23 protein-coding genes and 3 tRNA genes are annotated in these 26,594 nt (G+C 46.8%); 10 read left to right on the top strand and 16 right to left on the bottom strand.

What is annotated here, in order from left to right; translation table 11 throughout:
- Nucleotide 1 precedes the first annotated feature (1 nt).
- From SHEWMR4_RS10630 to SHEWMR4_RS10610, 5 genes are all read left to right on the top strand, one after another.
- Nucleotides 2–1,435: a glyceraldehyde-3-phosphate dehydrogenase gene (locus SHEWMR4_RS10630; protein WP_011622785.1), complete on the top strand. Its 1,434-nt coding sequence runs from the start codon at nucleotides 2–4 to the stop codon at nucleotides 1,433–1,435.
- A 314-nt stretch (nucleotides 1,436–1,749) separates the two neighbouring features.
- Nucleotides 1,750–1,825, top strand: a tRNA-Gly gene (locus SHEWMR4_RS10625).
- Nucleotides 1,826–1,848: 23 nt separating this feature from the next.
- Nucleotides 1,849–1,922, top strand: a tRNA-Cys gene (locus SHEWMR4_RS10620).
- 49 nt (nucleotides 1,923–1,971) lie between these two features.
- Nucleotides 1,972–2,058: transfer RNA gene (locus SHEWMR4_RS10615), tRNA-Leu, on the top strand.
- A gap of 293 nt (nucleotides 2,059–2,351) precedes the next feature.
- Nucleotides 2,352–3,545 carry an amino acid aminotransferase gene (locus tag SHEWMR4_RS10610; RefSeq protein ID WP_011622784.1) on the top strand — a complete coding sequence of 398 codons (1,194 nt, stop codon included), beginning with the start codon at nucleotides 2,352–2,354 and terminating at the stop codon, nucleotides 3,543–3,545.
- Between the two features lie 151 nt (nucleotides 3,546–3,696).
- Here SHEWMR4_RS10610 and SHEWMR4_RS10605 read toward each other — a convergent pair whose 3' ends face one another.
- Nucleotides 3,697–4,620, bottom strand: coding sequence for a YvcK family protein (locus SHEWMR4_RS10605; RefSeq protein WP_011622783.1), 924 nt, complete (start codon nucleotides 4,618–4,620; stop codon nucleotides 3,697–3,699).
- A gap of 317 nt (nucleotides 4,621–4,937) precedes the next feature.
- On the opposite strand from SHEWMR4_RS10605, the gene SHEWMR4_RS10600 reads away from it, so the two are divergent.
- Nucleotides 4,938–5,750, top strand: a complete 813-nt coding sequence (locus tag SHEWMR4_RS10600; RefSeq protein ID WP_011622782.1) for a glucosaminidase domain-containing protein — start codon at nucleotides 4,938–4,940, stop codon at nucleotides 5,748–5,750.
- Nucleotides 5,743–6,366 carry a DUF2987 domain-containing protein gene (locus SHEWMR4_RS10595; RefSeq protein WP_011622781.1) on the top strand — a complete coding sequence of 208 codons (624 nt, stop codon included), beginning with the start codon at nucleotides 5,743–5,745 and terminating at the stop codon, nucleotides 6,364–6,366. The genes SHEWMR4_RS10600 and SHEWMR4_RS10595 overlap by 8 nt, the downstream gene beginning before the upstream one ends.
- A gap of 58 nt (nucleotides 6,367–6,424) precedes the next feature.
- Here SHEWMR4_RS10595 and ttcA read toward each other — a convergent pair whose 3' ends face one another.
- From ttcA to ccoN, 11 genes are all read right to left on the bottom strand, one after another.
- Complete coding sequence (gene ttcA, locus SHEWMR4_RS10590) at nucleotides 6,425–7,393, bottom strand: tRNA 2-thiocytidine(32) synthetase TtcA (RefSeq protein WP_011622780.1); 969 nt, start codon at nucleotides 7,391–7,393, stop codon at nucleotides 6,425–6,427.
- 77 nt (nucleotides 7,394–7,470) lie between these two features.
- Nucleotides 7,471–8,403: a universal stress protein UspE gene (gene uspE / locus SHEWMR4_RS10585; protein WP_011622779.1), complete on the bottom strand. Its 933-nt coding sequence runs from the start codon at nucleotides 8,401–8,403 to the stop codon at nucleotides 7,471–7,473.
- Nucleotides 8,404–8,545: 142 nt separating this feature from the next.
- Nucleotides 8,546–9,298, bottom strand: coding sequence for an electron transport transcriptional regulator EtrA (etrA, locus tag SHEWMR4_RS10580; protein WP_011622778.1), 753 nt, complete (start codon nucleotides 9,296–9,298; stop codon nucleotides 8,546–8,548).
- Nucleotides 9,299–9,353: 55 nt separating this feature from the next.
- On the bottom strand, nucleotides 9,354–10,046 hold the full coding sequence (locus SHEWMR4_RS10575) for a sulfite exporter TauE/SafE family protein (RefSeq protein ID WP_011622777.1): 693 nt from the start codon (nucleotides 10,044–10,046) through the stop codon (nucleotides 9,354–9,356).
- A gap of 8 nt (nucleotides 10,047–10,054) precedes the next feature.
- Nucleotides 10,055–10,255, bottom strand: a complete 201-nt coding sequence (ccoS, locus tag SHEWMR4_RS10570) for a cbb3-type cytochrome oxidase assembly protein CcoS (RefSeq protein WP_011622776.1) — start codon at nucleotides 10,253–10,255, stop codon at nucleotides 10,055–10,057.
- Between the two features lie 20 nt (nucleotides 10,256–10,275).
- Complete coding sequence (locus tag SHEWMR4_RS10565) at nucleotides 10,276–12,675, bottom strand: heavy metal translocating P-type ATPase (RefSeq protein WP_041408772.1); 2,400 nt, start codon at nucleotides 12,673–12,675, stop codon at nucleotides 10,276–10,278.
- Nucleotides 12,676–12,697: 22 nt separating this feature from the next.
- The gene (locus tag SHEWMR4_RS10560; RefSeq protein WP_011622774.1) at nucleotides 12,698–13,177 is read right to left on the bottom strand and encodes a FixH family protein; all 480 of its coding nucleotides are present in this window, start codon (nucleotides 13,175–13,177) and stop codon (nucleotides 12,698–12,700) included.
- Nucleotides 13,178–13,287: 110 nt separating this feature from the next.
- Nucleotides 13,288–14,256, bottom strand: coding sequence for a cytochrome-c oxidase, cbb3-type subunit III (gene ccoP / locus SHEWMR4_RS10555; protein WP_011622773.1), 969 nt, complete (start codon nucleotides 14,254–14,256; stop codon nucleotides 13,288–13,290).
- Nucleotides 14,256–14,432 (bottom strand): CcoQ/FixQ family Cbb3-type cytochrome c oxidase assembly chaperone, encoded by a 177-nt coding sequence (locus tag SHEWMR4_RS10550; RefSeq protein WP_011072349.1) that lies wholly within the window; start codon nucleotides 14,430–14,432, stop codon nucleotides 14,256–14,258. Before SHEWMR4_RS10550 ends, ccoP begins: the two co-directional genes overlap by 1 nt.
- Nucleotides 14,433–14,443: 11 nt before the next feature.
- On the bottom strand, nucleotides 14,444–15,070 hold the full coding sequence (ccoO, locus tag SHEWMR4_RS10545; protein ID WP_011622772.1) for a cytochrome-c oxidase, cbb3-type subunit II: 627 nt from the start codon (nucleotides 15,068–15,070) through the stop codon (nucleotides 14,444–14,446).
- 12 nt (nucleotides 15,071–15,082) lie between these two features.
- A complete protein-coding gene (ccoN, locus tag SHEWMR4_RS10540; protein ID WP_011072351.1) occupies nucleotides 15,083–16,519 on the bottom strand; it encodes a cytochrome-c oxidase, cbb3-type subunit I in 1,437 nt (478 codons plus the stop codon).
- Nucleotides 16,520–16,742: 223 nt separating this feature from the next.
- Here ccoN and SHEWMR4_RS10535 point away from each other — a divergent pair, with 223 nt between their 5' ends.
- Nucleotides 16,743–17,228: a hypothetical protein gene (locus SHEWMR4_RS10535; protein WP_011622771.1), complete on the top strand. Its 486-nt coding sequence runs from the start codon at nucleotides 16,743–16,745 to the stop codon at nucleotides 17,226–17,228.
- Nucleotides 17,229–17,336: 108 nt separating this feature from the next.
- Here the strand turns inward: SHEWMR4_RS10535 and SHEWMR4_RS10530 are convergent, their stop codons facing one another.
- A complete protein-coding gene (locus SHEWMR4_RS10530; protein WP_011622770.1) occupies nucleotides 17,337–18,914 on the bottom strand; it encodes a DUF3369 domain-containing protein in 1,578 nt (525 codons plus the stop codon).
- Between the two features lie 171 nt (nucleotides 18,915–19,085).
- Here SHEWMR4_RS10530 and SHEWMR4_RS10525 point away from each other — a divergent pair, with 171 nt between their 5' ends.
- Both SHEWMR4_RS10525 and SHEWMR4_RS10520 read left to right on the top strand, forming a co-directional pair.
- On the top strand, nucleotides 19,086–19,304 hold the full coding sequence (locus tag SHEWMR4_RS10525; protein ID WP_011622769.1) for a hypothetical protein: 219 nt from the start codon (nucleotides 19,086–19,088) through the stop codon (nucleotides 19,302–19,304).
- A 61-nt stretch (nucleotides 19,305–19,365) separates the two neighbouring features.
- Nucleotides 19,366–20,661 carry a tyrosine-type recombinase/integrase gene (locus tag SHEWMR4_RS10520; RefSeq protein WP_011622768.1) on the top strand — a complete coding sequence of 432 codons (1,296 nt, stop codon included), beginning with the start codon at nucleotides 19,366–19,368 and terminating at the stop codon, nucleotides 20,659–20,661.
- Between the two features lie 506 nt (nucleotides 20,662–21,167).
- Here SHEWMR4_RS10520 and SHEWMR4_RS10515 read toward each other — a convergent pair.
- The 3 genes from SHEWMR4_RS10515 to SHEWMR4_RS10505 form a co-directional block, all read right to left on the bottom strand.
- Nucleotides 21,168–22,076: an SMP-30/gluconolactonase/LRE family protein gene (locus SHEWMR4_RS10515; RefSeq protein ID WP_011622767.1), complete on the bottom strand. Its 909-nt coding sequence runs from the start codon at nucleotides 22,074–22,076 to the stop codon at nucleotides 21,168–21,170.
- A 99-nt stretch (nucleotides 22,077–22,175) separates the two neighbouring features.
- Complete coding sequence (locus SHEWMR4_RS10510; protein ID WP_011622766.1) at nucleotides 22,176–23,027, bottom strand: DMT family transporter; 852 nt, start codon at nucleotides 23,025–23,027, stop codon at nucleotides 22,176–22,178.
- Between the two features lie 99 nt (nucleotides 23,028–23,126).
- On the bottom strand, nucleotides 23,127–26,492 hold the full coding sequence (locus SHEWMR4_RS10505; RefSeq protein WP_011622765.1) for a LamG-like jellyroll fold domain-containing protein: 3,366 nt from the start codon (nucleotides 26,490–26,492) through the stop codon (nucleotides 23,127–23,129).
- Between the last annotated feature and the right edge of the window lie 102 nt (nucleotides 26,493–26,594).

Genomic DNA, 26,594 nt, shown 5'->3' with positions numbered 1-26,594 from the left:
AATGAGCGCTGATAAACACCTACAAAGTTGGCAAGAACGTTTTGAAATGGCAGAGGCAATGCAACCTTTGCTGGGCAAGTTGTACCGTAACCAAGGCGTCGAAGTTGTGGTTTATGGTAAGCCATTACTCAATGCTTCTACTATTGAGATTATTAAAGCGCACCGTTTAGTTCGTCGTCATGTCGGCGAGAAATTACGTTTACGCGAGAGTTTCCCGTTTGTTCAAGCCTTAAGCAGACTCGCTGTTAAACAATGTAAAGTGGATATTGGTAAGCTTGCCGTTAAATACTGGGCTGAACATACCGATACCAACGAAATTGAAAGCTATATGGCACGTGAATTAGCGGCAGCGATTGATCATGCTGATGATATCGCCCCGCGTGATGTAGTGTTGTATGGTTTTGGTCGTATTGGCCGCTTATTAGCGCGCTTACTGATCGAACGTACTGGCCGCAGCAACAAGTTAAGACTGCGCGCTATCGTGTTACGTGGTGGTAAGAAGGGCGATTTAGAAAAACGCGCAAGCTTACTGCGTCGTGACTCTGTTCATGGTCCATTTAACGGTTCAGTTGAAGTGGATGAAGAGAACAACGCTATCATCGCTAACGGCACTTATATCCAAGTTATTTACGCAAACTCGCCAGATGAAGTGGATTACACCAAATACGGTATTACAGATGCCTTAGTGGTAGACAACACGGGTATTTGGAAAGATGAAGCTGGCCTAGGTTTACACTTGAAGAGCCCTGGTGCCAGCAAAGTGTTACTGACTGCACCTGCAAAAGGCGCCATCAAGAACATCGTTTACGGCGTGAATGAAGGCGACATCACTGCAGAAGATATCATTGTGTCTGCGGCGAGCTGTACCACTAACGCCATCACACCAGTACTGAAAGCGGTAAACGACAAGTACGGTATCGAGAATGGTCACGTTGAGACTATTCACTCATACACGAACGATCAAAACCTGATCGACAACTACCACAGTGCTGACCGTCGTGGTCGCAGTGCACCATTAAACATGGTGATCACTGAAACGGGCGCGGCTAAAGCCGTAGCTAAAGCTCTGCCAGTATTAGCGGGTAAACTGACGGGTAACGCGATTCGCGTGCCAACACCAAACGTATCTATGGCGATCATCAGCATGAACCTCAATGCTGAGACCAACAAAGACGAATTGAACGAATACTTGAAAGACACGGCGCTGCAATCACCATTGCAGAATCAAATCGATTACACAGACTCAACTGAAATCGTATCAAGCGATTTAGTGGGTTCTCGCTATGCGGGTGTGGTTGATTCACAAGCGACTATCGCCGAAGGTAAACGTGCCATTCTGTACGTATGGTATGACAACGAATTTGGTTACAGCTGCCAAGTAGTCGGTGTGATGCAGACGATGTTAGGCCTGACGACTCTGTCTCTGCCAGCATAATCGCTACGCACATAAAAACGTCCAAGAAAAAGCGTCCAGTAGGGCGCTTTTTTTATGGCATGATGCGCGTTGATAAGGCTGGATAACATCACTTCAGCTCTTGTTGTTGCAAAGAAAATCATCAAATTGATTATTCCATCGGCAAGTTTTTATTTCTGTGGCTGAATATTGGGCAAACAGTGCTTCTAAGCGCAATATTTCAAATTTGTTGATTGACTCTGAATGTTAAATCGGTAGAATGCCAATCCGCAGTCAGGGGAAAGCGTAGCAACGTAACTCCTAAGCTTAATCGCTGATTAAGCTGTGACATCGATGCGACATTAGCTCAGTTGGTAGAGCGATACCTTGCCAAGGTATAGGTCATCGGTTCGAACCCGATATGTCGCTCCAACTCTTTACGAGTTTGGAAATCTGGCGCGATGGCAGAATGGCTATGCTGCGGATTGCAAATCCGTCGATCTCGGTTCGACTCCGGGTCGCGCCTCCATAGATTAAGGTATTAATGACACGATTCCCGTCGTTAATATAAAGAGTTTGCCCGAGTGGTGGAATCGGTAGACACAAGGGATTTAAAATCCCTCGCTGGTAACAGCGTGCCAGTTCAAGTCTGGCCTCGGGTACCATAACATAGAGAAGGCCTAACAGATGTTAGGCCTTTTTTATTGCCGCAAATCCCGTTCTAACCCCTACAAATTAATCCTTAAACAAATAGTGATCAGCCTCTTAAAAATCACAATTATCAAAAATTTCAGCCTCAAGACAATTGATCTCTCATTTAGTTGTTATTTATTTTAATCAATCCATAATACGCAAACTATTTCCTTAAGATGCGGCAATAGGCGCTATTCCCCCTCTTAAGACAGTGGTATAAATAAGCCGAATTTCCCCTACACGTGAACATTTAGGATAAGTAGTCATGATTTTCTCTCAGGTAGTACTCGCACCCGCTGATCCCATCCTTGGTTTAACCGATACCTTCAAGGCCGATCCACGCCAAGATAAAGTGAACCTCGGTGTTGGCATTTATAAGGATGAAGCAGGGCAGACTCCAGTATTACAGTCAGTGAAGAAAGCAGAAGCCCTATTGCTTGAGCAAGAGAAGACCAAGAACTATTTAGGTATTGAAGGGGTTCAAACCTATAACCGCGTGGTACAAGAGCTATTATTTGGCGAGGGCAGTACGCTTGTGACGTCAGGCCGTGCCGCGACCGCTCAGGCGCCAGGTGGTACTGGTGCACTGCGTATTGCCGCCGAGTTTCTACTGCGCAACACGCCATCGCGCACTGTGTGGGTCAGTAACCCAACTTGGGCGAACCATCAGAATATTTTTGAAACTGCAGGTTTAACGGTTAAAGAATACGGTTACTACAATGCAAGTGCTCACGATATCGATTTCGATGGCATGATGACTGATCTCGCCAATGCACAGGCGGGTGACATTGTTCTACTGCACGGCTGCTGCCATAACCCAACGGGTATTGATTTGACCTTAGCCCAATGGGAATTGGTTGCTAACCTGTGTGCAGACAAACAGTTAGTGCCATTGTTTGACTTTGCTTACCAAGGTTTTGGTGCTGGGATTGAAGAAGATGCCGCAGGTTTACGTTTAGTGGCTGCAAAAGTACCTGAGTTGTTAGTGGCTAACTCATTCTCTAAAAACTTTGGTCTTTATAACGAGCGTATCGGTGCTGTGACTGTGGTTGCACAAAATGCCGATGAAGCAGTACGTGCCTTTAGCCAAGTGAAACGTACTATCCGCGCTAATTACTCAAACCCACCAGCACACGGTGCGTTAATCGTTAGCACCATTTTAAGTGATGCGGCATTGAAAGCACTTTGGGTACAAGAGTTGACCGAAATGCGTGAGCGTATCGCCGAGATGCGTACCCTGTTCGTCCAAAGCTTAAAGGATGAAGGCGTCACCCAGGACTTTAGCTTTATTTCCCGTCAAAACGGTATGTTTAGCTTCTCTGGTTTAAACAAAGCGCAGGTTGCACGCTTGAAAGACGAGTTTGGTATTTATATCGTAGGCTCAGGCCGTATTAGTGTTGCCGGTATGACCAAAACCAATATGCCTGTGATCTGTAAAGCGATTGCCCAGGTTCTTTAACTTAGTTCTTTAATTTAGCTCTTTAATTTAGTCCTCTAATATTAGAAGAGGGCTCACTAAAAAGGACAGCCTAGGCTGTCCTTTTTGTATTTTGAGTTGTCCTTTAGCATTTTGAATCTGTTGGATGCTAAAGGATGCGGTTAGTCTGTCGTTATGACGCCAAGGTTTCTAGCGGTAAATCCGACTTAATTCTCAACACAGCGCTGAGCGCATCACGCAGTCCAGCCTGATCGTGTAATTGCGGATTGTGGCGATTCCTTAACGGAAAGTAATTCATTAAAGTGCCAAGGCGCACTTGTTCAGAGTGACGCAGCACCTTAGTGACCACAGGCTTGCCAATCACTTGATGGCACCAAGCTATCCGTTGCTCAATACTAAACTGGCCGGCTGGTGAAGTTTCTTCATTCAGATTATCGATAAAAACCACGGGCGCAGTGGTCGTCGCTAAGGCTTTAGCAAAGCAGGGCAGTAACAGCGGTGGCATAATACTGGTCAGGAAGCTCCCTGGACCTAGGATAATCAGATCCGCACGGCTGATGGCCTCACAGGCTTCGGCAGTCGCATCAACCTGTGGCTCAAGGCATAAGGCAATGGGCGCCTCATTCATCTTATCGACATTAACCTCACCAAAGACCTTACAGCCAGAGGCCTGCAATGCCACTAAATGGGTTGGTTGCTCTGACATAGGGATGATATTGGTTTCAATCTTAAGCATATGACGAATAAGATTGACGGCCTCGAGGGGCCTAACGCAAAGCTTGTCGAGGGCAAGCAACATCAAATTACCCAGATTGTGGCCGCTTAGTTCGGTTTCACCCTGAAAGCGGTACTCAAATAATTGTGAGCTCACCGAAGGGCGATGGGCAAGTTGAGACAGACAATTACGCAGATCGCCCCAGGCAATACAGTCCTGTTCGGCCCGTAATCTGCCTGTAGAGCCACCATTATCTGTGGTTGCAACAATGCCCGTGAGACGATTGCCCAGAAAATCCAGCGATGAGAGCACACGACCCAAGCCGTGACCACCGCCAATGGCAACCACGTGTCTGTATTGATTTAAGATTTGATGCTGCATGAGGGTTCCTTCCTGAATACCCAAAAAATCCTGTCCTGTTGTTAAGCGGTGCTGCGAACCTTCGTTTGGGCTCGGTTACCAATACTTGCGTTAACGGAACCTTAGTATAAAAGCTCAGTCAAAAGCATGCACTAAATATTCACGCTCAAATTGTGCCAATGTGTATGAGTTAAGCGTGGGATCGCATTTTCAGCACAGATACGCTTTGACTGCACTTGGCATGGGCGGTTTTGTCGTCAGATTTCGTGAATTTCAAGATATGACATATAATCTGGCGCTTATTTTGCCACTCGTGACTCAATATCAAAGGTGACTTATTGAAAACAGGTAGAATTGGTTCGTTTACACTCGCGTTAGCCCTAGTGATCTTAGCGATTTTTTCGCTGAGAGTCTGGCTCATTCCTACTATTGATGAGCCTGAATCTATCGTTAACCAACTGGAAAACTCCGTTGATCCCGTTACTCAAGTGCCTGACTTTTCTGCCATCAATGATGTGGCGGAAAAAAAGCGTGCCTTTTTTGATTTTCTCAGGCCGATCATTCAACAGCAAAATGCCATTATTGCCACCGAGCGTGACTTTATCACCGACATGTTGGCCTTAGTGGAGAACGACAGCACTCTGTCGGATAAACAGTTAGCACAGCTCAATCAGTTATTTGATAAATATCAATATGCTGCCCGTAATGTGGATGCAAAATCCCTGAACAGTTTACTCAAACGGGTCGATATTATTCCCGAATCTATGGTGCTTATTCAGGCGGCCAATGAATCGGGGTGGGGTAGTTCGCGTTTTGCCCGTGAAGGCTTTAACTTTTTCGGTGAATGGTGTTTTAGCAATGGTTGCGGCATAGTGCCATCCTCTCGAGGTTCGGGCAAAACCCATGAAGTGAAAGTGTTTCCCTCGGTGGACGCTTCAGTGTCTTCCTATATGCGCAATTTGAACTCGAATACGGCATACACGCTGTTTCGCTCAATACGTGCAGATTTACGCTCTCAGGAAGCCGAATTAAGTGCCGACCAACTGATCTATGGACTAGTGAATTATTCTGAAAGGCAAGAGGCTTATATCGACGAGTTACTCGATATGTTACGTCATAATGAAAAATATTTGGTGAAGGCGGATGCATAAAAAATGGTGGTTAGTGGGGCTTTGCTTGTGTGCGACAAGTCTGCAGGCAGAAACGATTTCCCTCGAATATAAAGGCTTTTATGACAGATTAAAGCAAGTCAATAAGGGAAATTATCAGTTAGTCGAAATCGCCTTTAGTGTACCAATGCTACCTAATTGTCAGATCCAGAGTGGAAGCATTTCGAGTGAATTAAATTCAACGCCACTCACTTATACTGCGGCGCAGCGGTTGTTTATTCCCTTTGATGACGCGCTTAAAGATCAACGCGCATTAGTGAATCTAGAGTTTGAAGGCAAGGCTGAGGGCTGTGGTATTGCAATGCAAGTCAGAGCTAAGCAGACTTTAGCCACATACGACAAGGCGCGACTAGCGCAAATCGCCAGCGAAATGGATGCTTTACTCGGAGCCATGCAGGGCTTCCCGATGCGCTATTTTAAGGAGCCAATCGCGGGATTAAACTTTGAATTTGCTCAAGACCAAGCCGTTACTGTGACGCTTGATGGGCGTGAGCAACAGGTGAACAGCAGCTTTAAGTTGAGTGTTGAGCAGCTTAACAGCTTGACGTCGTTGCAATTTAGCCAGGCGCCGACCGTATTGAGCCCTTGGGTTAAGTAACGATAGATTTAAGTTATAAAAAAGCCCACTCTCGTGGGCTTTTTTATGCGTATCGCGTTTACGCTTCGTAAACGTTGACGATATTGATGCGTTTTGCCGCATCTAAATCGATATGGCCGCTGTTGGCGATATCCAAAAAGTCAAATGCGGGTAAATCGGCTTCGGCCACATCACCCTTCATTGGCGCGTTGGGATCGCGTTTCAACGACACAAAGTCAAACTGCTCACGGTCAACACCCTGTGAAGGGGCGGTGTTTTGCATGGCGGTAAAAATGGTTTCAATACGGCCTGGGTAGAGTCTATCCCACTGATTGAGCATGTCTTTCACTGCTTGGCGCTTGAGGTTTTCCTGCGAGCCACAAAGGTTACAGGGAATGATGGGGAATTTTTTCAATTCCGCATATTCTTCTAAATCCTTTTCGCGGCAATAGGCGAGTGGACGAATAACCACGTTAGCGCCGTCGTCCGAGAGCAACTTAGGTGGCATGGCTTTCATCTTGCCGCCGTAGAACATGTTGAGGAACATGGTCTCAATAATATCGTCTCTGTGGTGGCCTAGGGCGATTTTGGTTGCGCCAATGCGCTGGGCAAAGCCATAGAGTGTACCGCGACGCAGGCGAGAGCACAGCGAGCAAGTGGTTTTGCCTTCAGGGATCTTTTCTTTCACAATCGAGTAAGTGTCTTTCTCGAGGATGTGATAAGGAATATTTAGGCTGTCTAAATAGGCTGGCAGTACGTGTTCAGGGAAACCCGGCTGTTTTTGATCTAAATTAACGGCAATAATTTCGAACTGTACGGGCGCGCGCTGCTGTAGATTAAGCAGAATATCCAGCATGGCGTAACTGTCTTTACCGCCACTTAAGCAGCACATGACTCGGTCGCCATCTTCAATCATGTTGTAATCGGCGATGGCACTACCCACTTCACGGCGCAGACGCTTCTGTAATTTATTCAGACGGGTAATTTGTTTTTTTGATAATTCTTCAGGCATTTGACTCGCCGTAACTTCAGACATAGCTTCCAACATAAAAAAAGCGCCCAGTAACTCAGTTTCAGGGCGCGTATTATTCCAGCTATCGACGGCGGGGTAAAGAGCGGCGTGCGTTATGCCTCTTCAAGCGGCGATTTATAACCATCGGGTTTGATGGCTAATAAATCACAGTTAATGCTATCAATCACATGCTCTGCGGTATTGCCGATAAGCGCCGCCGAGAATCCAGTCCGACCGACGGTGCCTAAAATGACCAGCTCGGCATCGAGTTGCTCGGCAAGCTCAGGGATCACATCCTCTGGCAAGCCTTCTTTCACATGGCAGTGCAGGGTATCGATACCATAGGCATTGGCAAGGTATTGCACTCGTTGCTCATGTTGCATGCGAATGGTGTCGTTATAGGTTTGTGCATCGAAATCAGGCAGTTCAATGGCAAGATTCACCGGTGTGCCGGGATAACCATTGACTAAGTGCACTTCGGCGGCAAATTTTGCGGCTAAATCCTTGGCATGTTCGATAATCTTGCCGTTTAGCATCTGATGATCGGTGTCTTCGGTTGCCACGTTGACGGCGCAGAGGATCTTACCCGCTTCAGGCCAATCATGATCTTTAACCATCAACACGGGCACAGGCGCTTTACGCATTAAATGCCAATCGGTTGGAGTAAAAATAACGGCCTTTAACTTGTCGTGGGCGTGGGTGCCTTTGACGATCAAATCATATTGCCCTGCAATCGCATGGTTGATGATGCTTTCAAATGGGCGATTGTGCCAAATAACTTGAGTATCAATATCGAGTTGCAGGTGGTTATAGGCGGTCAGTAGATCTTGGATCCACGCCAGACGCTGATCAATCACACCTTGGCGCATGGCTTCGCGCTCTTGGCTCGATAGAATCGATGTCATTTCGTAGGAGAAGTCAAAAATAGAGAGAAACACAGTCACATGGGCGTTACTTTTACTGGCCAAGGTCACCGCTCGGGCGAGTGCAACTTGATGCTCTGTCGTAGGGTCGACTACTACCAGTATTTTTTGATAATCCTTCATAACATGTTCCTTTAGTCATAGGCTCATGTTCATCATGAGCCTTTGGCAATTATCTGTATTGTTCTAGATCAAAACTCTTTTCAAAACCAGTGCCTAGCGCATTAATTACGAATATTAAAGCACAAACGCAGGAAGGTGTGACTTATCTGGCGATCCTGGCATTACCTGCCAAGAGATTCAGTTCGTGGTGGTCAAGGATGGTGATGTACTTGCCTTTCACTTCAATCAAACCTGACTTTTGGAAACGGCCTAACAAGCGGCTGATGGTTTCTACGGTTAAGCCAAGGTAGTTACCAATGTCACCACGGGTCATGGTTAAACGGAATTCTTTCGGAGAAAAACCACGGTTGCCAAAGCGATTTGCAAGATTGCTGATAAACGCGGCGAGGCGCTCTTCAGCGTTTTTCTTGCTCAGCAATAAAATCATTTCTTGATCGCTCATGATTTCATTACTCATTAAGCGCATGATTTGTTGGCGTAACTTGGGCATGCTGCCTGAAAGCTCATCGAGAATATTGAAGGGGATTTCACATACCATGGAGGTTTCTAAGGCTTGGGCAAAACTCTGGTGGGATTGAGCATGAATACCGTCAAAACCAATCACATCGCCCGCTAAATGGAAACCGGTGATCTGTTCATCGCCCTGTTCGGTAATCGTATAACTTTTGACAGTACCAGAGCGGATGGCGAACAAGGACTTTAATGGATCGCCTGATTTAAAAATCTGCTCACCTTTTTGAATTGGCTTTTTACGCTCAATGATGTCATCGAGCTGATCGAGCTCGTTGGCATTGAGGGTAAACGGAATACAAAGGGTACCCATACTGCAATCGTGACAATGAATTGCGCACCCACTCGCGGCGGGACGACGGTTTTTATTCTGCTCTATTGTCATGTCGGTTCTCAAGTTAATCCACTGCAGCCATGTTAAACCAATTCACTCGCTTGGGCTAGTTTAGCTGCGACAGGGCGATATATAAAGTTTGTGCGCCAAAGGCAATTAAAAGTAAGCCACTCAATAATCTAACGGTTTTTTGCTGTACCCAATTGGCTAAACGTTTGGCCGCCACTCCGGCACTCAGTAACGCTGGCAGTGTCCCTAATCCAAAGGCGAACATAATCAAGGCGCCTTGGCTGGCAGAGCCTGCCGCCACCGACCAGGTTAAGGTGCTATAGACCAAGCCGCAGGGTAGCCAGCCCCAAATGAGTCCAGCGGTGATGGCCTGCATGGGCGTAGTGATGGGCACGAGGCGTTGGGCTAAAGGTTTAAGGTAGCGCCATAACACTTGGCCAAGGCGCTCAATCTGCACTATACCCACCCAGATTTTTGCAATGTAAAGCCCTGTTGCAATCATCATCACGCCAGCAATGATCCTTAGGATTAACAGGTAACTGTCGAGTTCGAATAAGTGCCCAAGCATGGCCGACGAACCGCCGACTAAGGCACCTGCGAGGGTATAACTTAAAATCCGGCCGAGGTTATAGCTTAATAAGTAGGTGAGTTGATGGGCTAAGTGATTACCCTGTTTAGGATTCGGCAGTTGGGAGGAAAAGGCGCCAACGAGGCCGCCACACATACCAAAGCAGTGGGCTGCGCCCATTAATCCCACCAGAAATGCCCCTGTGACGTTATATTCAATCACAGAGCCAATCACTGAGGCATGCCTTTATCTTGTGCCTGTGACGATGGATTGGCTTGAGTCGGTTTGTCTGCATCCTCATCGAAAAGAATCGACACACTTTGACGGTCTAAGTCATCGAATTGTTCGGATTTTACCGCCCAAAAGAACACGGCTACGGCGATCAACACAAAGATCATCGCGATAGGGATTAGTACATAAATGATGCTCATAACCTAAGCCTATTTCATTGTTATAATTTAATTCGTAATAATCTCAAACTGTTACCCACAACAATCAAAGAGCTTGCCGACATACCAAGGGCGGCAATATAAGGCGCAACATGCCCAGTTACCGCCAGCGGTAAAATAAGCGCGTTATAGCTTAAGGCCCAAGCGAGGTTTTGACGAATAATTTGTGTGGTCAGTTTAGCAACCTTAACCGCTTGGGTGAAGCGGGAGAGGTGATCGCCAAGCAGAATAAGATCGGCGCTATTTTTGGCTATCGCACTACCGCTGCCCATAGCCACGGATAAGTCGGCGCCCGCCAGCACGGGCGCATCGTTGATGCCATCGCCGAACATGGCAACTGGTGTCGATTGCTGCAGTTTGGTCACCAGTGCCAGTTTATCGGCTGGAGTCAGTCCACTGTGGACATCGCTAATGCCGAGGTCTTTCGCCAATTGATGCACATGCCCTGAGCTATCGCCACTGGCGATACTGACCTGGCAACCTTGTTGCTTCAAAATATCGACGGTTTCTTTGCTATCGACACGGATATTATCTTGGATCTCAATCGTGGCGATGACTTCAAGCTGGCCATTCTGACTTCGGGCGAGCCAAATCAGCTGGTTTGCAAGTTTGGGCTCGGCGGCGGCCCCCGTAAAACTTGAATTACCAATGCGGTACTCGGTGCCATTAATCAAGCCTTTCACCCCAAAACCCACTTCATGGTGAACTTGCTCGGCCACAACATCGACTTGGGCAAAGCTGGCAAAGGCCGCAGCGATAGGGTGGCGTGAGCCTGATTCTAGCGCTGCTGCGATTGCCAGTACCTGTTCTTTCTCGATATCGCTATGGCATTCAACCTTGGCAATTGATAGGGTGCCGCAGGTGAGGGTGCCAGTTTTATCAAATACCACATGTTTGATTTGTGGCAGTTTTTCAAAGACGCCGGCTTTGCGGGTAATAATCCCAAGGCGAGTAAAAATCGCGGTCGCGCAGGTGACGGCTGTAGGGGTGGCTAGCGCAAGCGCGCAAGGGCAAGTTGCCACTAATACCGACAAGGTGACCCAAAATGCATCTTCGGGGGAGATTTGGAGCCACACCAGATAGGTGATCGTCGCAATGGATAAGATAGTGCCTGAGAAATAACGCGACAATTTATCAGCCAACATAGCGACGGCAGGTTTAGTGTTTGAGGCTAATTCCTGCAGACGAATAATTTCGGCAACCAATTGGTCTTGCCCAAGGGCGGTCACTTTAACCTTAATGGGTTGGTCTAGGTTAATGGTGCCAGCAAATACTTGGCTATCGACGGGCTTTTCAATCGGCATTTGCTCACCGGTGAGCATGGCTTCATTGATGCTGGTGTGGCCGTCAACAACGATTCCGTCGGCGGCGACCATTTCGCCGGGTTTAATTAGGATAATGTCCCCGAGACGTAATTTTTTCGCGGGGATCTCTTCTTGCCCTTGGGCCGTAACCAAATGCGCCGTTAACGGCACTAATTTATGGAGATTACTGGAGCTAACGGAAGCTTTTTGTCTTGCCTTCTGCTCGAAATAACGCCCCAGCAGCAGGAAGAAGGTAAACATGGAGACGGATTCAAAATAGACTTCGCCCGTGCCGTTAACCGTCGCAAAGCAACTGGCGATATAGGCGCCGCCAATGGCGATAGAGACCGACACATCCATATTGAGTTTGCCACTGAGCAGGGTGCGAATGGCGCTGAAATAGAAGGGCTGCGCCGAGTAAAGCACCACGGGTGTGGCAAAAATCATGCTCACCCAGCGGAAATAATCCCGATATTGCACATCCAAATCGGTAAAGTAACCGGTATAGAGGGCGAGGGCGAACATCATCACTTGCATGGTAGCAAAGCCCGCCAAGCCTAAGCGCAGTAAAAATTTGCGGCTATTTTGCTTGGCGGTCAGTTCTTGCTCATCCACTTGATAGGGCGCGGCTTGATAACCAATACGGCTAATTTGCCCAAGAATATCACTGAGTTTAACTTGCTGTTTATCCCAGCTGATCATCGCCCTTTGGGTGGTGGAGTTGACCATCACTTGGCTGACGCCAGGCAGTTGTTTCACTTTATGTTCGATTAACCAAGCGCAGGCCGCACAGGTAATGCCGTCGATGGACAGCGACACAGAGTCACTCTTTTCCTCCGAGTGGACAAAGTCCTGCTGTACTTCGGGCAAATCGTAGGCACTAAACTGATTTAATTCATCTGGTACCAGTGCCGTCTGTTTACTGCCAGGTTCGGTTCGAAACTTGTAATAGCTTAATAAGCCTGCATCCACAATGGCTTGAGATACCGCTTGGCAGCCTGGGCAACACATGAGTTCATCGCGGTCATTAATGCGGGTGACAAACTGAGTCCCAGTGAGCACGGGCTCATTACAGTGAAAACAACTTGGATGTGTCATAGCAATATTCATTCAACCACAATTAGTTCAACCACAATTGGACGTTGTCTTTGAGTTCGACACGTTGATGAATACGCCATTTACCGTCAAAACCTTCGAGGCGGACTTCCCAAGCACCCGTTAATACATCGGGCAGGGTAATGCGATACACATGGTTAGCATCGGCCGTTACCGTCATCTTGATGTCTTTTTCGGCAATTGTTGGGTGATAAAATTCGACTTTTAACGCGGCTTGATAGGCAGGTCCACCGTGTTGGGTGAATAGCACTTCGTGGTGATTTTGTTCGAGTTGCCATTGCATGCCAAGCTGCTTGGCATATTTGACTTTACTCAAGTCCATGTTGATGGCTTTGCCTTCTTTGTAATAATCCTCGGCGACCAGAGAGTCAGAGTTAGAGAGGGCAATTTTTAGCGTGGTAAAACTTGCGACGACGGCACACAAAGGAAGAATAATTAAAAACCAAGGCCAAAACTGCTTATACCAGGGTTGTTGTTCGCTCATGTTAAATACCCATAATAAAAATTTGCGCCATTTTACCGTTAAAAGGTGGCTTTAGCACTTTAAAAAAAAGGCCTCGACGTTATCGAGGCCTTAGCGTTACTCACATCTAATTACTTGTTTGACAAGCTATAAACATAAGCTGCGATCACGTGGACTTTCTCTTCACCGAGAACGTCTTTCCATGCTGGCATTACGCCTGCGCGGCCGTGCTTGATCGTTTCTTCGATCATGCCGCGGCTACCGCCATATAACCAAACATCGTCAGTTAAGTTAGGTGCGCCCATGAGTTTGTTGCCTTTTGCGTCCATACCGTGACACGCAAAACAACCCTTCATGAATGAACCTTGACCTTGAGCGGCGAGTTTCTCGTCGTGCTCACGGCCAGATAACTTAACTACGTACTCGGCTAGACCTGCAATTTCGCTATCGTCGATTGGCAAACCACCTTTTGGTGGCATCATGCCATGACGACCGTTCATGATAGTGGTCTTGATAGTGGCTAAATCACCACCATATAACCAATCACTGTCGGTCAGGTTAGGGAAGCCTTTGCTACCACGTGCGTCAGAGCCATGGCACTGAGCGCAGTTTTGTAGGAACAAACGGCCGCCCACTTTCAACGCTTCTTGGTTTTTCACTAACTCTTCGAGTGGTGTAGCCAAGTAAGCCGCGAAGATTGGGCCATATTTTTCGTTAGCATGTTTAACTTCTTGATCATACTGAACGTACATGCCTTCTTTTGCAGCCAGCTCAACCGCTGCTGCAGAATCGGCTTTAATACCTTTCTCTGTACCAATGCTCTGGTTAGAGCTGGTCCAGTTCAGTAGACCTTTGTAGTTACCTAAACCTGGGAAGAGGGCTAAGTAAACCAGGCCAAACACGATAGTGATATAGAACATATAACTCCACCATTTTGGCAGTGGGTTATTGAGTTCTTCGATACCATCGAAACTGTGACCCATAGATTCGCCTTCTTTGACATCCGTGGTGTTCTTTGAACACACACGCAGCAACAGAAAACATCCTGCGATCACAATTAACGAGAGTACGCTAATCCAAATACTCCAGAAGCTACTCATCACTTATTCTCTCCTGAGTCCTTCGATTCCTTGCTGATTTCCTCATCGGAAAACACAAGATTAGCTGCTTCATCAAAGGATTTTTGACGGCGCGAGCTATATGCCCAAGCAAATATACCGACGAAGGTCAGCATCACAATGATGGTTAAAATACCTTGTAATGTGCCGTAATCCATATATTGCCTCCTTATTTGAGTGCGTGACCCAAAGACTGAAGATATGCAATCAAGGCTTCCAGCTCTGTCTTACCTTCAACAGCTTTCTGAGCGCCTGCGATTTCTTCATCGGTGTAAAGATCATTACCTTTGTAACCGCCTTTGTGCATGTTACGCAGAATAGTCATCTTGTCGCCGGTTAACTTGCCGTCTAACTTGTTTTCGGCAAGCCATGGGAAGCCTGGCATATTCGATTGAGGGACCACAGCACGAGGATCGATTAAGTGAACTTCATGCCATTTATCGCTGTAGCGACCACCAACACGGGCCAAGTCTGGACCAGTACGCTTAGAACCCCATTGGAATGGGTGATCCCAAACAGACTCACCGGCAACAGAGTAGTGACCGTAACGTTCAGTCTCTGCACGTAAAGGACGGATCATCTGGCTGTGGCAGTTGTAGCAACCTTCACGCACATAAATGTCACGGCCTTCAAGCTGCAGGGCAGTGTAGGGTTTCAAACCTTCAACAGGCTCAGTGGTATCTTTTTGGAAAATCAACGGCGTGATTTCTACCAAGCTACCGAAGCTGATAGCGATAACAGTGAAGATCGCTAACAAACCGATGTTTTTTTCAACTATCTCATGATTAAATTTCATCGAGTTTGCTCCTTAAGCCGCTTTTGCTTCAGCCAGTGCTGGCAATGAATCTTTAGAGGCTTTCACAGTACGGATCACGTTGTATGCCATGATCAGCATACCGGTTAAGAAGAAACAACCGCCGAGGAAACGTACGAAGTAGAAAGGATAAGAAGCTTCCAGACTTTCAACAAAGCTATAAGTCAAAGTACCGTCAGCGTTAACTGCACGCCACATCAGACCTTGCATTACACCCGAAATCCACATAGACACGATGTAAAGTACGGTACCGATAGTCGCTAACCAGAAATGCACGTTGACTAACTTGATGCTGTACATACGGCCGTGGCCGAACAGTACTGGGATCAAGTGATACAGAGAACCGATAGACACCATTGCAACCCAGCCTAGCGCGCCTGAGTGAACGTGACCGACAGTCCAGTCTGTGTAGTGAGATAAAGCGTTAACTGTCTTGATGGCCATCATCGGACCTTCGAAGGTCGACATACCGTAGAAAGACAGAGAAACCACTAAGAAACGCAGTACTGGGTCAGTACGGAGTTTATGCCATGCGCCAGATAAGGTCATGATACCGTTGATCATACCGCCCCAAGATGGTGCGAACAGGATCAGTGACATCACCATACCTAAAGACTGAGTCCAGTCTGGCAGGGCAGTGTAGTGTAAGTGGTGAGGACCTGCCCAAATGTACAGTGCGATCAGTGCCCAGAAGTGCACAATCGACAGACGATATGAGTAAACAGGACGACCCGCTTGCTTAGGAACGAAGTAGTACATCATACCTAAGAAGCCTGCGGTTAACAGGAAGCCTACCGCGTTGTGACCATACCACCATTGCACCATGGCATCGACCGCGCCACTGTACATAGAGTATGACTTGAACAAGCTAACAGGAACGGCCATTGAGTTCACGATGTGAAGCACGGCAACCGTAATGATAAATGCACCAAAGAACCAGTTCGCTACGTAAATATGCGATGTTGTTCGTTTGATAATAGTGCCGAAGAACACTATTGCATAGGATACCCAAACGATGGTGATGGCAATATCGATTGGCCATTCTAATTCAGCATATTCTTTACCGCTGGTGTAACCCATTGGCAGAGTGATGGCTGCTGACAGAATGATGGCTTGCCATCCCCAAAACGTAAATGCAGCTAATTTAGGTGCAAATAGTCGGGTTTGACAGGTGCGTTGTACGACATAATAGGATGTTGCAAAGAGGGCTGATGTTCCGAACGCGAAGATTACCGCATTGGTATGTAATGGTCGCAAGCGACTATACGTAAACCAAGGAGTATCAAAGTTCAGATGTGGCCAGATTAACTGAGCCGCAATTAATACACCGACTGACATACCAACAATACCCCACAAAACTGTGGTTAAGGCAAATTGGCGGACAATGGTGTAATTGTAATCAGCGCCTGTTGGCTGGGAATGGTTCATCATAATGCTTCCACTGCTTATTACTTTTACTTTTAGTAAAGACAAGCTTTACCTGTTATATATGACACAAAATCCACTTCCCTATTAGGGTTGTGAAGTCATGTCAATGCGTTACCCTACACATTTGTGCTCAAATATGAGGTTTCGCAATGATACTTGAGCCATGTCAAAAAAGATACCAAAGAAGGGGGCTGGAAAGTTGATCTAGATCAACCTACGCCATAGAATGTTAACATCTTGCATCACAAGGTTAATTTTTGTGCTTATTCGCAAACTTCTCCCACTCTCTCTCATGCTAGTTATGGTTAATCTCGCAGCTTGCAATGAAAAGACCACGCAACAGATAAAAACAATGCCCGCTGACCCGACACTTTGTGCCTTTACACAGGGGGATTGTATTAAACGCATTGGCGATTTAGAGCTGAGTATTAGTCTAACACCAGCGCATGCACCGAGCGAAAAACCATTAACATTGAAGCTATTATCATCCGATGCTATCGATAACCTTCAGATCCGTTTAGAAGGTAGAGATATGTTTATGGGGGTTATTCCAGTTAATCTTCGTGAAATAAACAAAACCAGCTATGAAGGCCAGATGATTTACGGCGCTTGCAGTAGTGGATACATGGTATGGCGAGGATTTGTACGTTTTAGTCGAAACGGTGTAGAACAAGCCGTTGTTTTTGACTTTCTCGCCGATAATCCCAGTTAATCGGAGTAGTTGAGGTAAATAAAACTCAGGTTCGCTGACTTTTATTGCGCAATCAGCGGATATGGTCACTTATAACTCACTTTGTTCTGATTTTTAAGATTAATTTAATTATTCGTCATGATCCTTCCAGCTTTCTTTGACTTGGACAAAGATATCGATGTTTTCAATAAAGAGTGAGAGTAAATCCGGGTCAAAATGTTTACCCGCTCCTTTACGCATTTCGTCGATAACTTCATCCAAAGGCCACGCGGCTTTATAACAACGTGCATGGGAGAGGGCGTCAAACACATCCGCGATGGCAACGATGCGGGCAAAAATGTGAATTTGATCTTGTTTTAAATTGCCAGGATAGCCAGAGCCGTCATATTTTTCATGGTGCTGTAGGGCGATAATTGCCGCCGCTTTTAAAATCGGCCGCTCGGAATTGGCAAGAATTTGATGTCCAATAGTGGGGTGTTGGCGCATCACCGACCACTCATGGTCGTCTAACTTGCCGGGTTTGAGTAACACAGCATCTGGGATCGCGATTTTACCTATGTCGTGCATAGGTGAAGCCCGACGTAATAAGTCTGCCTCGGTCTCAGTTAACCCCGCCAATAACGCCAGTTGGGCACAGTATTCTGCCATGCGTTTAACGTGATTCGCGGCCTCTTTAGAGCGACTTTCAACCACATCTCCCAAGCGCAGGATCAGTTCAGATTGAGTATCTTCGACCTCCTGATTAAGGAGCAGATTTTCAAAGGCAACCCCCACATTTATTGCAAAAATATCGACAAGCTTTTTGTCCAAATCATCTATCTTATCAATACCATCCATATAGAGCAGATTAATAAGGCCACTCTTTGTCGGAAAATAACCAACAAAACAATTATCTTCGTACAAACAGCGCTTTTGCATTAACGCACTACGCAGTAGCTTGCTGATATGCTCAGGTAAATCCTTATGTGGAGGGCTATTAGCAAACTGTCCCGTGCCCGCCAAGATTTCAATTTCGGCTGAATCTACATGGCCACTGATAGCATCCATCGCATTGCAGGTCAGCAGTAGGGTCTCGGTATCAAGATTAAGCAAGGTGGCGACCTGGGTTAATAGGCCATCAGCAAATCTATGTAAGGTCCTGAGTTCAAATAAGCCCGAGGTGGCCTCAAGCACACGCTCTAAACCCTTACGATGATTAACCTGTGTTCGTCTTGCTTGCTCTATTTCCATAATATCGCGATAGGAGCGCAGGGCAGAGTAGACGCTGGTCATCAGTTTGCGGGAATCTAGCTCCGATTTTGCTTTGTAATCATTGATATCGTAATTAACTATCACATCTTCTTCGGGGGCTTGTCCGGGCTGACCGGTACGTAAAATCAGTCTAATATTTTTGTTTACTTGCACTTCACGGATCCATTTCACCAGCTCGAGCCCCGCATGGTCGCTTTCCATGACAACATCGATAAAAGCAACGGCAATATCTTGTTCATTGGCGAGCAGCTCCTTTGCCTGTTCGCCACTGTAAGCATTAATAAAGGTGAGGGCACGGCCATCGAGTCGAAAACGGGAAAGGGCGAGTTTTGTCACGGTATGGACATCGGGCTCATCATCGACAACAAGGATCTTCCAAGGGCTCCCAGAGGTAGATGTTTCAGTGGTTTTCTTAGTGGAGAACAACGGCTTTTTGTTTGTAAGATCAATCACCATCCGGTACCTCAACACGTTAAGGAGCAGCACACAGTTAGAGTGTAGTTGAAGCCAATAAGATCAGTTGAAAATAATTAAGATAGTGGGGGAGTTAGCATTATTGCATTAACCTTGTTGATAACTATTCTCATTTTAGTATTATCGACACAGGGTTAATCGCAGGGGATTTATATGGCAGAACGGATCAATTTATCCATATCAGAGGAGAAACTGGCACAGCTTATTCGTGAAGGCTCGTTATGTGCGGCGGACTTTTCTTGTCTCGATAGTCAATCTAAACGCAAAGTCTGGCAGCTGTGTCTGATTTGCTGCCAAAAACGCATCAGTTGCCAGCAATGTACACAAACGAGCTGTCCACAAATTGAGTTTTTGGTTAATGCCGATAAATAACGTTATCGGCATTTGCATTTAAGTATTATCATGCAATAAACCATTAAATTTTAAAGTTAATATGCAGCTTCCTCCCGTATTACCATTATTTGATTCAATTCAGTTCATACAAGACGGCAACAGTGTGGTGAATCAATACATCACTCAAGTCAGTCTTGCTGACGTACCGGATGCGGGTTTAGTGATGGAACACGCAACTGATTGGTTATTTGAGCAAAAACACAGTGAAAACAACTATAAAGCCTATCGGAGTGAAGTAACTACGTTCCTGCATTGGTGTTTTGATGTCGCGAAAATGTCGCCCACACAGGTGCTACGTAAGGATATGAGTCGCTATGTGGATTACTGCCTGGCGCCACCATTAATGCTAATCGGTTACTTTAACGTGCCACAGTTTAAACTCGATAAATTGCGGGATGAGCGAGTGCCCAACAGCCTTTGGCGGCCATTTGTCGGCAAGAAAACCCTTGGGCAAGTGCAACCTTATGTGCTGAGCGATAACGCGTTAAAGACTAAGATTGCCATTTTATCCTCGTTTTATAGCTACTTAATGAGCGAGGAGTTTTGTGAGCGCAATCCTGCACAAATTTGGTTGAATCACAGTCGCTTTGGCCAAAACAAACAATACCAAAGACAAACTGATGAAGATGAAAACAGCTTGGCTTTCACTGAATTACAGTGGTCCTATGTGATGAGCACAGTCACTCAATTAGCTGAAACGTCACCCGAATTACATCAACGAAGTTTGTTTTTGATTTCATTAATTTATTCTTGCTACCTACGTATTTCAGACGTATCCGCTCGGGTTGGCTATGCGCCCGTTATGGGGCAATTTAGGCAAAATCCACAGACGGGTATTTGGAGTTTTCACATTCCACTCAGTAAAGGCGGGAAAAAACGTAGCGTTGCGATTTCTAAGGCGTTACTCGATGGTTTGGTTAAATACAGGCAATTTTTGGAGCTGTCAGATTTTCCAAACCAAGGCGAACATCATCCTTTGTTTGTACGCCATCGTGCCGCCGGTCGCGGCCGCGACGCGGGTCTTGTAAATGCCAATCTTGGGATCCGGCAAATCCGCGAAGACATTCAAACCATTATCAATCTCGCGGCGGATAATGCACAAACCGATGGCTTTGGCCAAGATGCAGAGCAAATGCGAAAACTCACCGCGCACAACATTCGGCACACGGGGATCACTCATGATATCAACATCAATCGTCGGCCATTGTCACACGTACAAGCCGATGCGGGTCATGAGAGTATCGACACCACATCGAAATATTTGCATACCACACAAATAGAAAGACACGAAAGCGCCTTTAATAAGCCATTAGACCATCTACAAGGCATTGGCTAGATAAATGTTGATGTTTAAATCCCTCTCACACAAAACTGCGCACAATGTATATTATGTTAAATGGAGTATTGTCAAATCCTAGTTTCCCAATACTCTATTCAAAAGCTTTATTGGTCGGTCAAATCAACAGCTATGAATGCCCTCGTTTTAGCGCTTACTGCTGATTTGATCTAATCAAAGTGATGGATGAACTTTACGGCTTTATTTAACGGCGTTACTACGTGAATAATTGGCTAAGTTACCTCGCCGAGTTTCTCAGATTTTACGTAGCGCACGAATGAGACTTAAAGGATAAAGGTTTCATATTTAAGTGATCTTAAGCATCGGTTGAGTTGCTTTACGCTCTATTGTGAAACGCTGTGAGATTATCCTCGTTACGTTACATTTTCCTACAATTTACATACTCTCCATCTATACAATTGTTTTTAAGAAAAATTCCAGCTATATCGCCCGCCGAAATCATCCCATGGTTCGAGATGTTCACGCTATCCATTTAGAGAGGCCTGTCACCATGGATCCCCACTCAAGTAACGTGGATTATTTACACCACAAATACCCTGTAATGGGTAGATAAACACATCGCCAGCTTGCGGCTCTTGGTCTAATTGCGATGCGTTAAGTGAGTGTTTGGCACTGGTGACGATCAGTAAATCGCGCTTTTCGCCGCCAAAGGCGATGCTGGTTGGGTGGGTAACGGGTAATTTGAGGATAAGATCGACTTCACCATCGGGACGATAGCGCACCACCTGGCCACCGCCCCACTGGGCATTCCAGAGATAACCCGCCGCATCGACATCTGAACCATCAGGGAAAATATTATGGCTCGTGCTCGCAAAGAGGCGCTTACGACTCAATAACCCCTGCTCAATATCAAAATCATATTGATAGATTTGGTGTTTTGGCGAATCAGCATGGTAGAGCGTTCGTCCATCCACGCTCCAGCACAGGCCGTTGGAGATTTCGAGATTTGTAAGGTGTTGGTGGCAATGCCCTTTCTCATCTAGACAATACAGGGCTGCGGTTTGTTGCAAAGTATCGCGCTGCTCAACCATAGTGCCCGCCCAAAAACGCCCTTGCCTATCGATGCGACCATCATTAAAGCGATTGCCAGCAAAATGAGATTCTGGCTGCGCCAACCATGTCAGGCTTTGATCTTCAATATCATAAGTTGCAATACCGATATCGAATGCGACGATAAGTGTTGTAGGCTTTGCCGTGAGGCCAAAGGAGCCGACGCGGTGTGGCATGGAAAAAGTCTCTAAGGAGCGGCTCGCGAGATGAAAACGATAAATCACAGAGGATAAAATGTCGGTCCACCAAATGGATTGGTGTAACTCATCCCATAGCACACCTTCGCCAAGGCGGTTGCCCACAGGGATTGTCATCAACAGATCGCCAACCGTGACCGTTTGCATGATTTACTCAAGACGTCCTTTTACCCAGAATGGCCTTATTCTTAAACAAGGCGTTGGCAGACGCAAGGGCAAAAGGAAAAGATAAATGTTTCTTTCTATTTAGCTTTTATTTTGTGGTGCAGATTTGCTGAGGACAACCAGTGCAATGCCACCGAGGATGGCACCGGAGGCTAGCAATAATCGAAGGCTTAGAGGTTCATCCAGCAATAGCACCCCGCCAACCGCGGCAATTAACGGCACACTCAATTGTACAGTGGCGGCGTAGGTGGATGACAATAAAGGTAAAATGGAATACCAAATCGCATAACCTAAGCCTGAAGCGATAGCGCCCGAAGCTAACGCATAGATAATCCCCATCTGACTTACCGCTAAGGGATCTCGAACTACTAACAGTAATAACAGTGCTATCGGCACAGTGCGGATAAAGTTGCCTGCACTGACTGGAATGGGATGCTTGGCTCCCCTGCCCTTAATCGAATAAATCCCCCAAGCGACTCCAGCGCTTATCATCAGCAATGAACTCAGTAGCGGCGGCGCCGACAGCCCAGGTAACAGCAGAAAAATCAAACCGGCAGCGGCGCAGGCTAATCCAAGCCATTGTCTGGTATTAAAGGTTTCTTTTCGGTAAAGCCCATAGCCAATCATGGTGGCTTGTACGGCGCCAAAGAGTAACAGCGCGCCCATTGAGGCCGTCATATTGATATAGGCATAGGAAAATCCCGCTGCGTAGACAAACAATGCCAAGGCTGAGCCCCAATGGCCCTTGGCCTCCTGCGCAGGTTTGTTGAGGCTTAATAGCCAGAGCATGATGGCACCCGATAACAACCGGATCAGGGTAAAGCTGCCCGCATCGATACTGCCATCCTTTAACGCGAGCCGGCAAAGTATCGAGTTACAGGCAAAGGCCAACATGGTGAGCGTTGTCAGCGTAAATAGACGAAAAACAGTCATTAGATTCCTTAGTCACGGATAACCTGAATTCAATTACCATGCTGAAAATAATAAAAAAGCACCCGAATGGGTGCTTTCAGTATAGACAGCTAATCTCGATTATTGATTAGATTCGCCAAATAAATCAGCTACATCTTGTTCAGTAATCGCTTCGTCATAGAACTTGATTTCATCGATTGCCCCTTTGAAAGGCGTATCCCAGAAGTTGACCCCGACCGCAAACTTAGTGGTTGGTACTGAGAAGATGTTCGGGAAGTTCGCGCCGGTAAACTTCAATTCACCATTGATATAGACCTTCACATCGCCGCCATTCACTGTGTACGCCAGGTGCGTCCATTGGGATTTTGGCATCACAAAACCGGTTCTACCGTCGTACCATGCTGTGCCTGACCATAACACCATGCGCTCATAATCATTTTGACCGCCTGGTAAGACGCTGGTCCAGCTAGAATCGGTCGCATAACCAAACAAGGCTGTAGTGTACTTATTCAGCTGCTCAGGGTTGAGCCACATCGACACTGAGTAGGTGTAGTCTTTGATAAGGTTATTCGGCAATACAACACCAGAGGCACCATCAAAGACCGCCGCCTTGCCTACCGCGCCATCCACATAGCTGATTTTACCGCCTTCAACGCCAATCAGGTTACCCACTACAGTGCCCGCGCCGAAGTTAGCGGTACTGTCGTTAAGATTGTCTTCAAAGCTATAGACTGCGACCGGTGTTGGCGGCGCCTTAGACTTAACGGTGGCGGTGAAGACTTTCGTCTGTGTCGCTTGACCGAGTTTTAAGGTCGCCGTTAGGGTCACCACCTTATCGGTTTCCTCACGGCCTGGCTGATTGACCGTGCCGCGGGTATCGATAATGGTTGGATCGGAAGAGACCCAAGTGATTGCCGAAGCATAAGGTCCCGTTACTGGCAGTTCGATATTTTCACGCACCGCCGATAAGTCGCCTAGCTCCAGAATGGCCGTTGCTGAGGACAAGAGTTCACTGTCGGCTAACTTGTCGATATCGAGGGCTTTGACTTCTTCAGCCGTTAATGCCGCTTCATATATTTTTAGCTCATCGATAAGGCCGTTGTATGGAACATCCCAGTAGTTAACCCCAAGACCGAAAACGCCCTGAGCACCCGTAAAGTAGTTGGCAAGGTTACCGCTGCTAAAGCGCTCAACCCCGTTGATAAAGACTTTTACCAACCCTTTATTGACTGAGAACGCCAGATGCGACCAAGTGTTTTCAGCGATGCGCTCACCGGTGACACCATCAAACCAGGTCTCAAGCACTGAGCTGCCGCTGGTATCGATATTATGGCTCCAGAACATGGTATTACCGTCCCAGCCCTGTGGCAGCAAGCTGACCCAAGTATTGGAGAACTTACTACCATCTTCAGCGGTTTGCTCGTTAACTGCGCCGAAGAATGCCGTGGTAAATCCTGTAATCACTGCAGGACTTGCCCAAAAAGACACTGTGTACTCGTAGCTAGAGATAATGCCCGATGGCAGTAACACCCCGTGGGCACCATCTAATGATAGGGCTTGTCCTTCAAAGCCTGTGGCGTAGCCAATGGTATCACCCGCTTTGAAGATCCTATCGCCAGTGGGCTGACCATCACCAAATAAGCCTAAGGAATCCTTGAGGTTATTCTCGAAGCTGTACTGGGCAATACGGTTATAGGTTTTATGGGCAAATACAGTAATTTGGAAGGTTTTAGTCACCTTCTTACCATTGACCATAATTGTCGCGGTTAAGGTCACGACCTTATCGCCCTCGCCCACGTTGGGTCGGATAATGGTGCCATCGGCACGGATCACTGACTCGTCGCTCGATTGCCACTCGATAGTTGATCCACGGGTACCTTGTATCGGTAAGGCGATCTTACCTTCGGTAGCTTCGGTCGGCAGGCTAATGCCGTTTGCCGATGCCGATAAAATTTCCTCAGTGGTGTTATCGGTGAGCTTCACGCCCCAAATACTCACCCCATCATTAGAAATGGCGCTAAAGGTTGGCATGAGTTTGTTTTGCTCAGGATCCCATTGCCAGGCGAGTACGCCTTCAAAAGTGCCTAAATTGTCTAGCATTAAGGTGATTTGGTTGTCATCGCCCTGTTGGTAAGTACCAGTCACATCGCCAGACACACTGCCTTTATTGGTCCAAGTACGGGATAACTTAATGTGCAGGGAGGTGTGCGCCGCCGTATTGATATTTTTTGCGTGATTAATAAATTGATAATCACCAGTGACATCGATTTCATCGACAATGTTATCGCCGTTGATCGGTGCATAACGCTGTGGTGAGGCAACTAGCCAACCATCGCTGTTGAGAAATAGCTCATGCACGCGCACGCTGTGACCTTCGCCGGTATCGGGGAAGCGCGTATGGAATACTAAGAAGTATTTGCCCGTTTGTGCATCATAAAAAGCGGAGTTGTGGCCGGGTGACAGGTAACCGTGATCATGACCCACATCGCCCGGGTGGGCCACAAATTGGAAACCGCCCATCAGTTTGACGCCATAGTCGGCGATATTGCCTGCGGCCGTTGCGCCAATCATGTCCAGACCCGCAGCATCCACATAGGGACCGTTAGGATTTTTAGAGCGAGAGATACGAATGTTGTAACCGTCTTTTTGGGCGAAGCCACCAAAGGAGGTAAACATATAATAGTATTCGGATTCAGGGCTATAGATAACATAAGACCCTTCAATCGCACTGTAATTGCCGCCCATGATCTTAGTGCCATAGCCCTGATCCGCTAACGGTTTACCCGTTGCTGGATCTAACTGCATCACCCAGATCCCGCCGGAATAGGAACCATAGGTCATCCATAGGCCGCCATCTTTATCGTAAAACACGGCTGGATCGATAGCGTTAGGGTCGACAAAGCCATCGTAAATTTGACCGTTTGCGCCAGGGTTTTCAGCCCCCTCATGACCTGATTTCAGGATCAAGCCTTGGTTAACATAAGGGCCTAAAATATTGTCCGAGGTGGCCATCCCCAAATAGGAGCGCGATACGCAATCAATCTTATCGGGGCCGCCACAGAAGTCGTAATAGAAATGATACTTACCGTCGGCAAGCTTTATCACATCCGGTGCCCACGAACCAACAAAGCCACCCGTCCATGCAGTGCCTTCCGCGATTTCTGACTCATAGGTATTAAACAGGCTGCTCTTGGCGGCACCATCCGAGGCAATTTGTGTCCAGTTCATCAAGTCGGTAGAACTGGCCACCGCCAAGTGGGATCCGAAAACATAATAGGTACCATCGGTATCTTTAATGATGGAAGGATCATGAACTACTGCGTTTTTGTAGCTCACCTCACCTGCAATTGTTGGGTCTGCCGATGTCACAGGGGCGGGAGGGGTAAAGGTATTTGTGTCGTTCGCACTGTAGCTGCTGTCGTCCCCACCACAGGAGGCTAGTGCCATGATCAAGCTTGCTGACACGAATGAGCGTTTAAGCACCATGAGCGTCGTTCCTTTTATTGTTGTGTTTGATAATTAGGTTAGCGTGTATCAATGTATCAAATGAAAAAGTAATACAATACTACTGTAACACTAAAGTTACAT

This window comes from Shewanella sp. MR-4, assembly GCF_000014685.1.
In the GTDB taxonomy this organism is placed as follows: Bacteria; Pseudomonadota; Gammaproteobacteria; order Enterobacterales; family Shewanellaceae; genus Shewanella.
The sequence above is the reverse complement of the archived record's forward strand: the minus strand, read 5'-3'. Positions and strand labels throughout refer to the sequence as shown.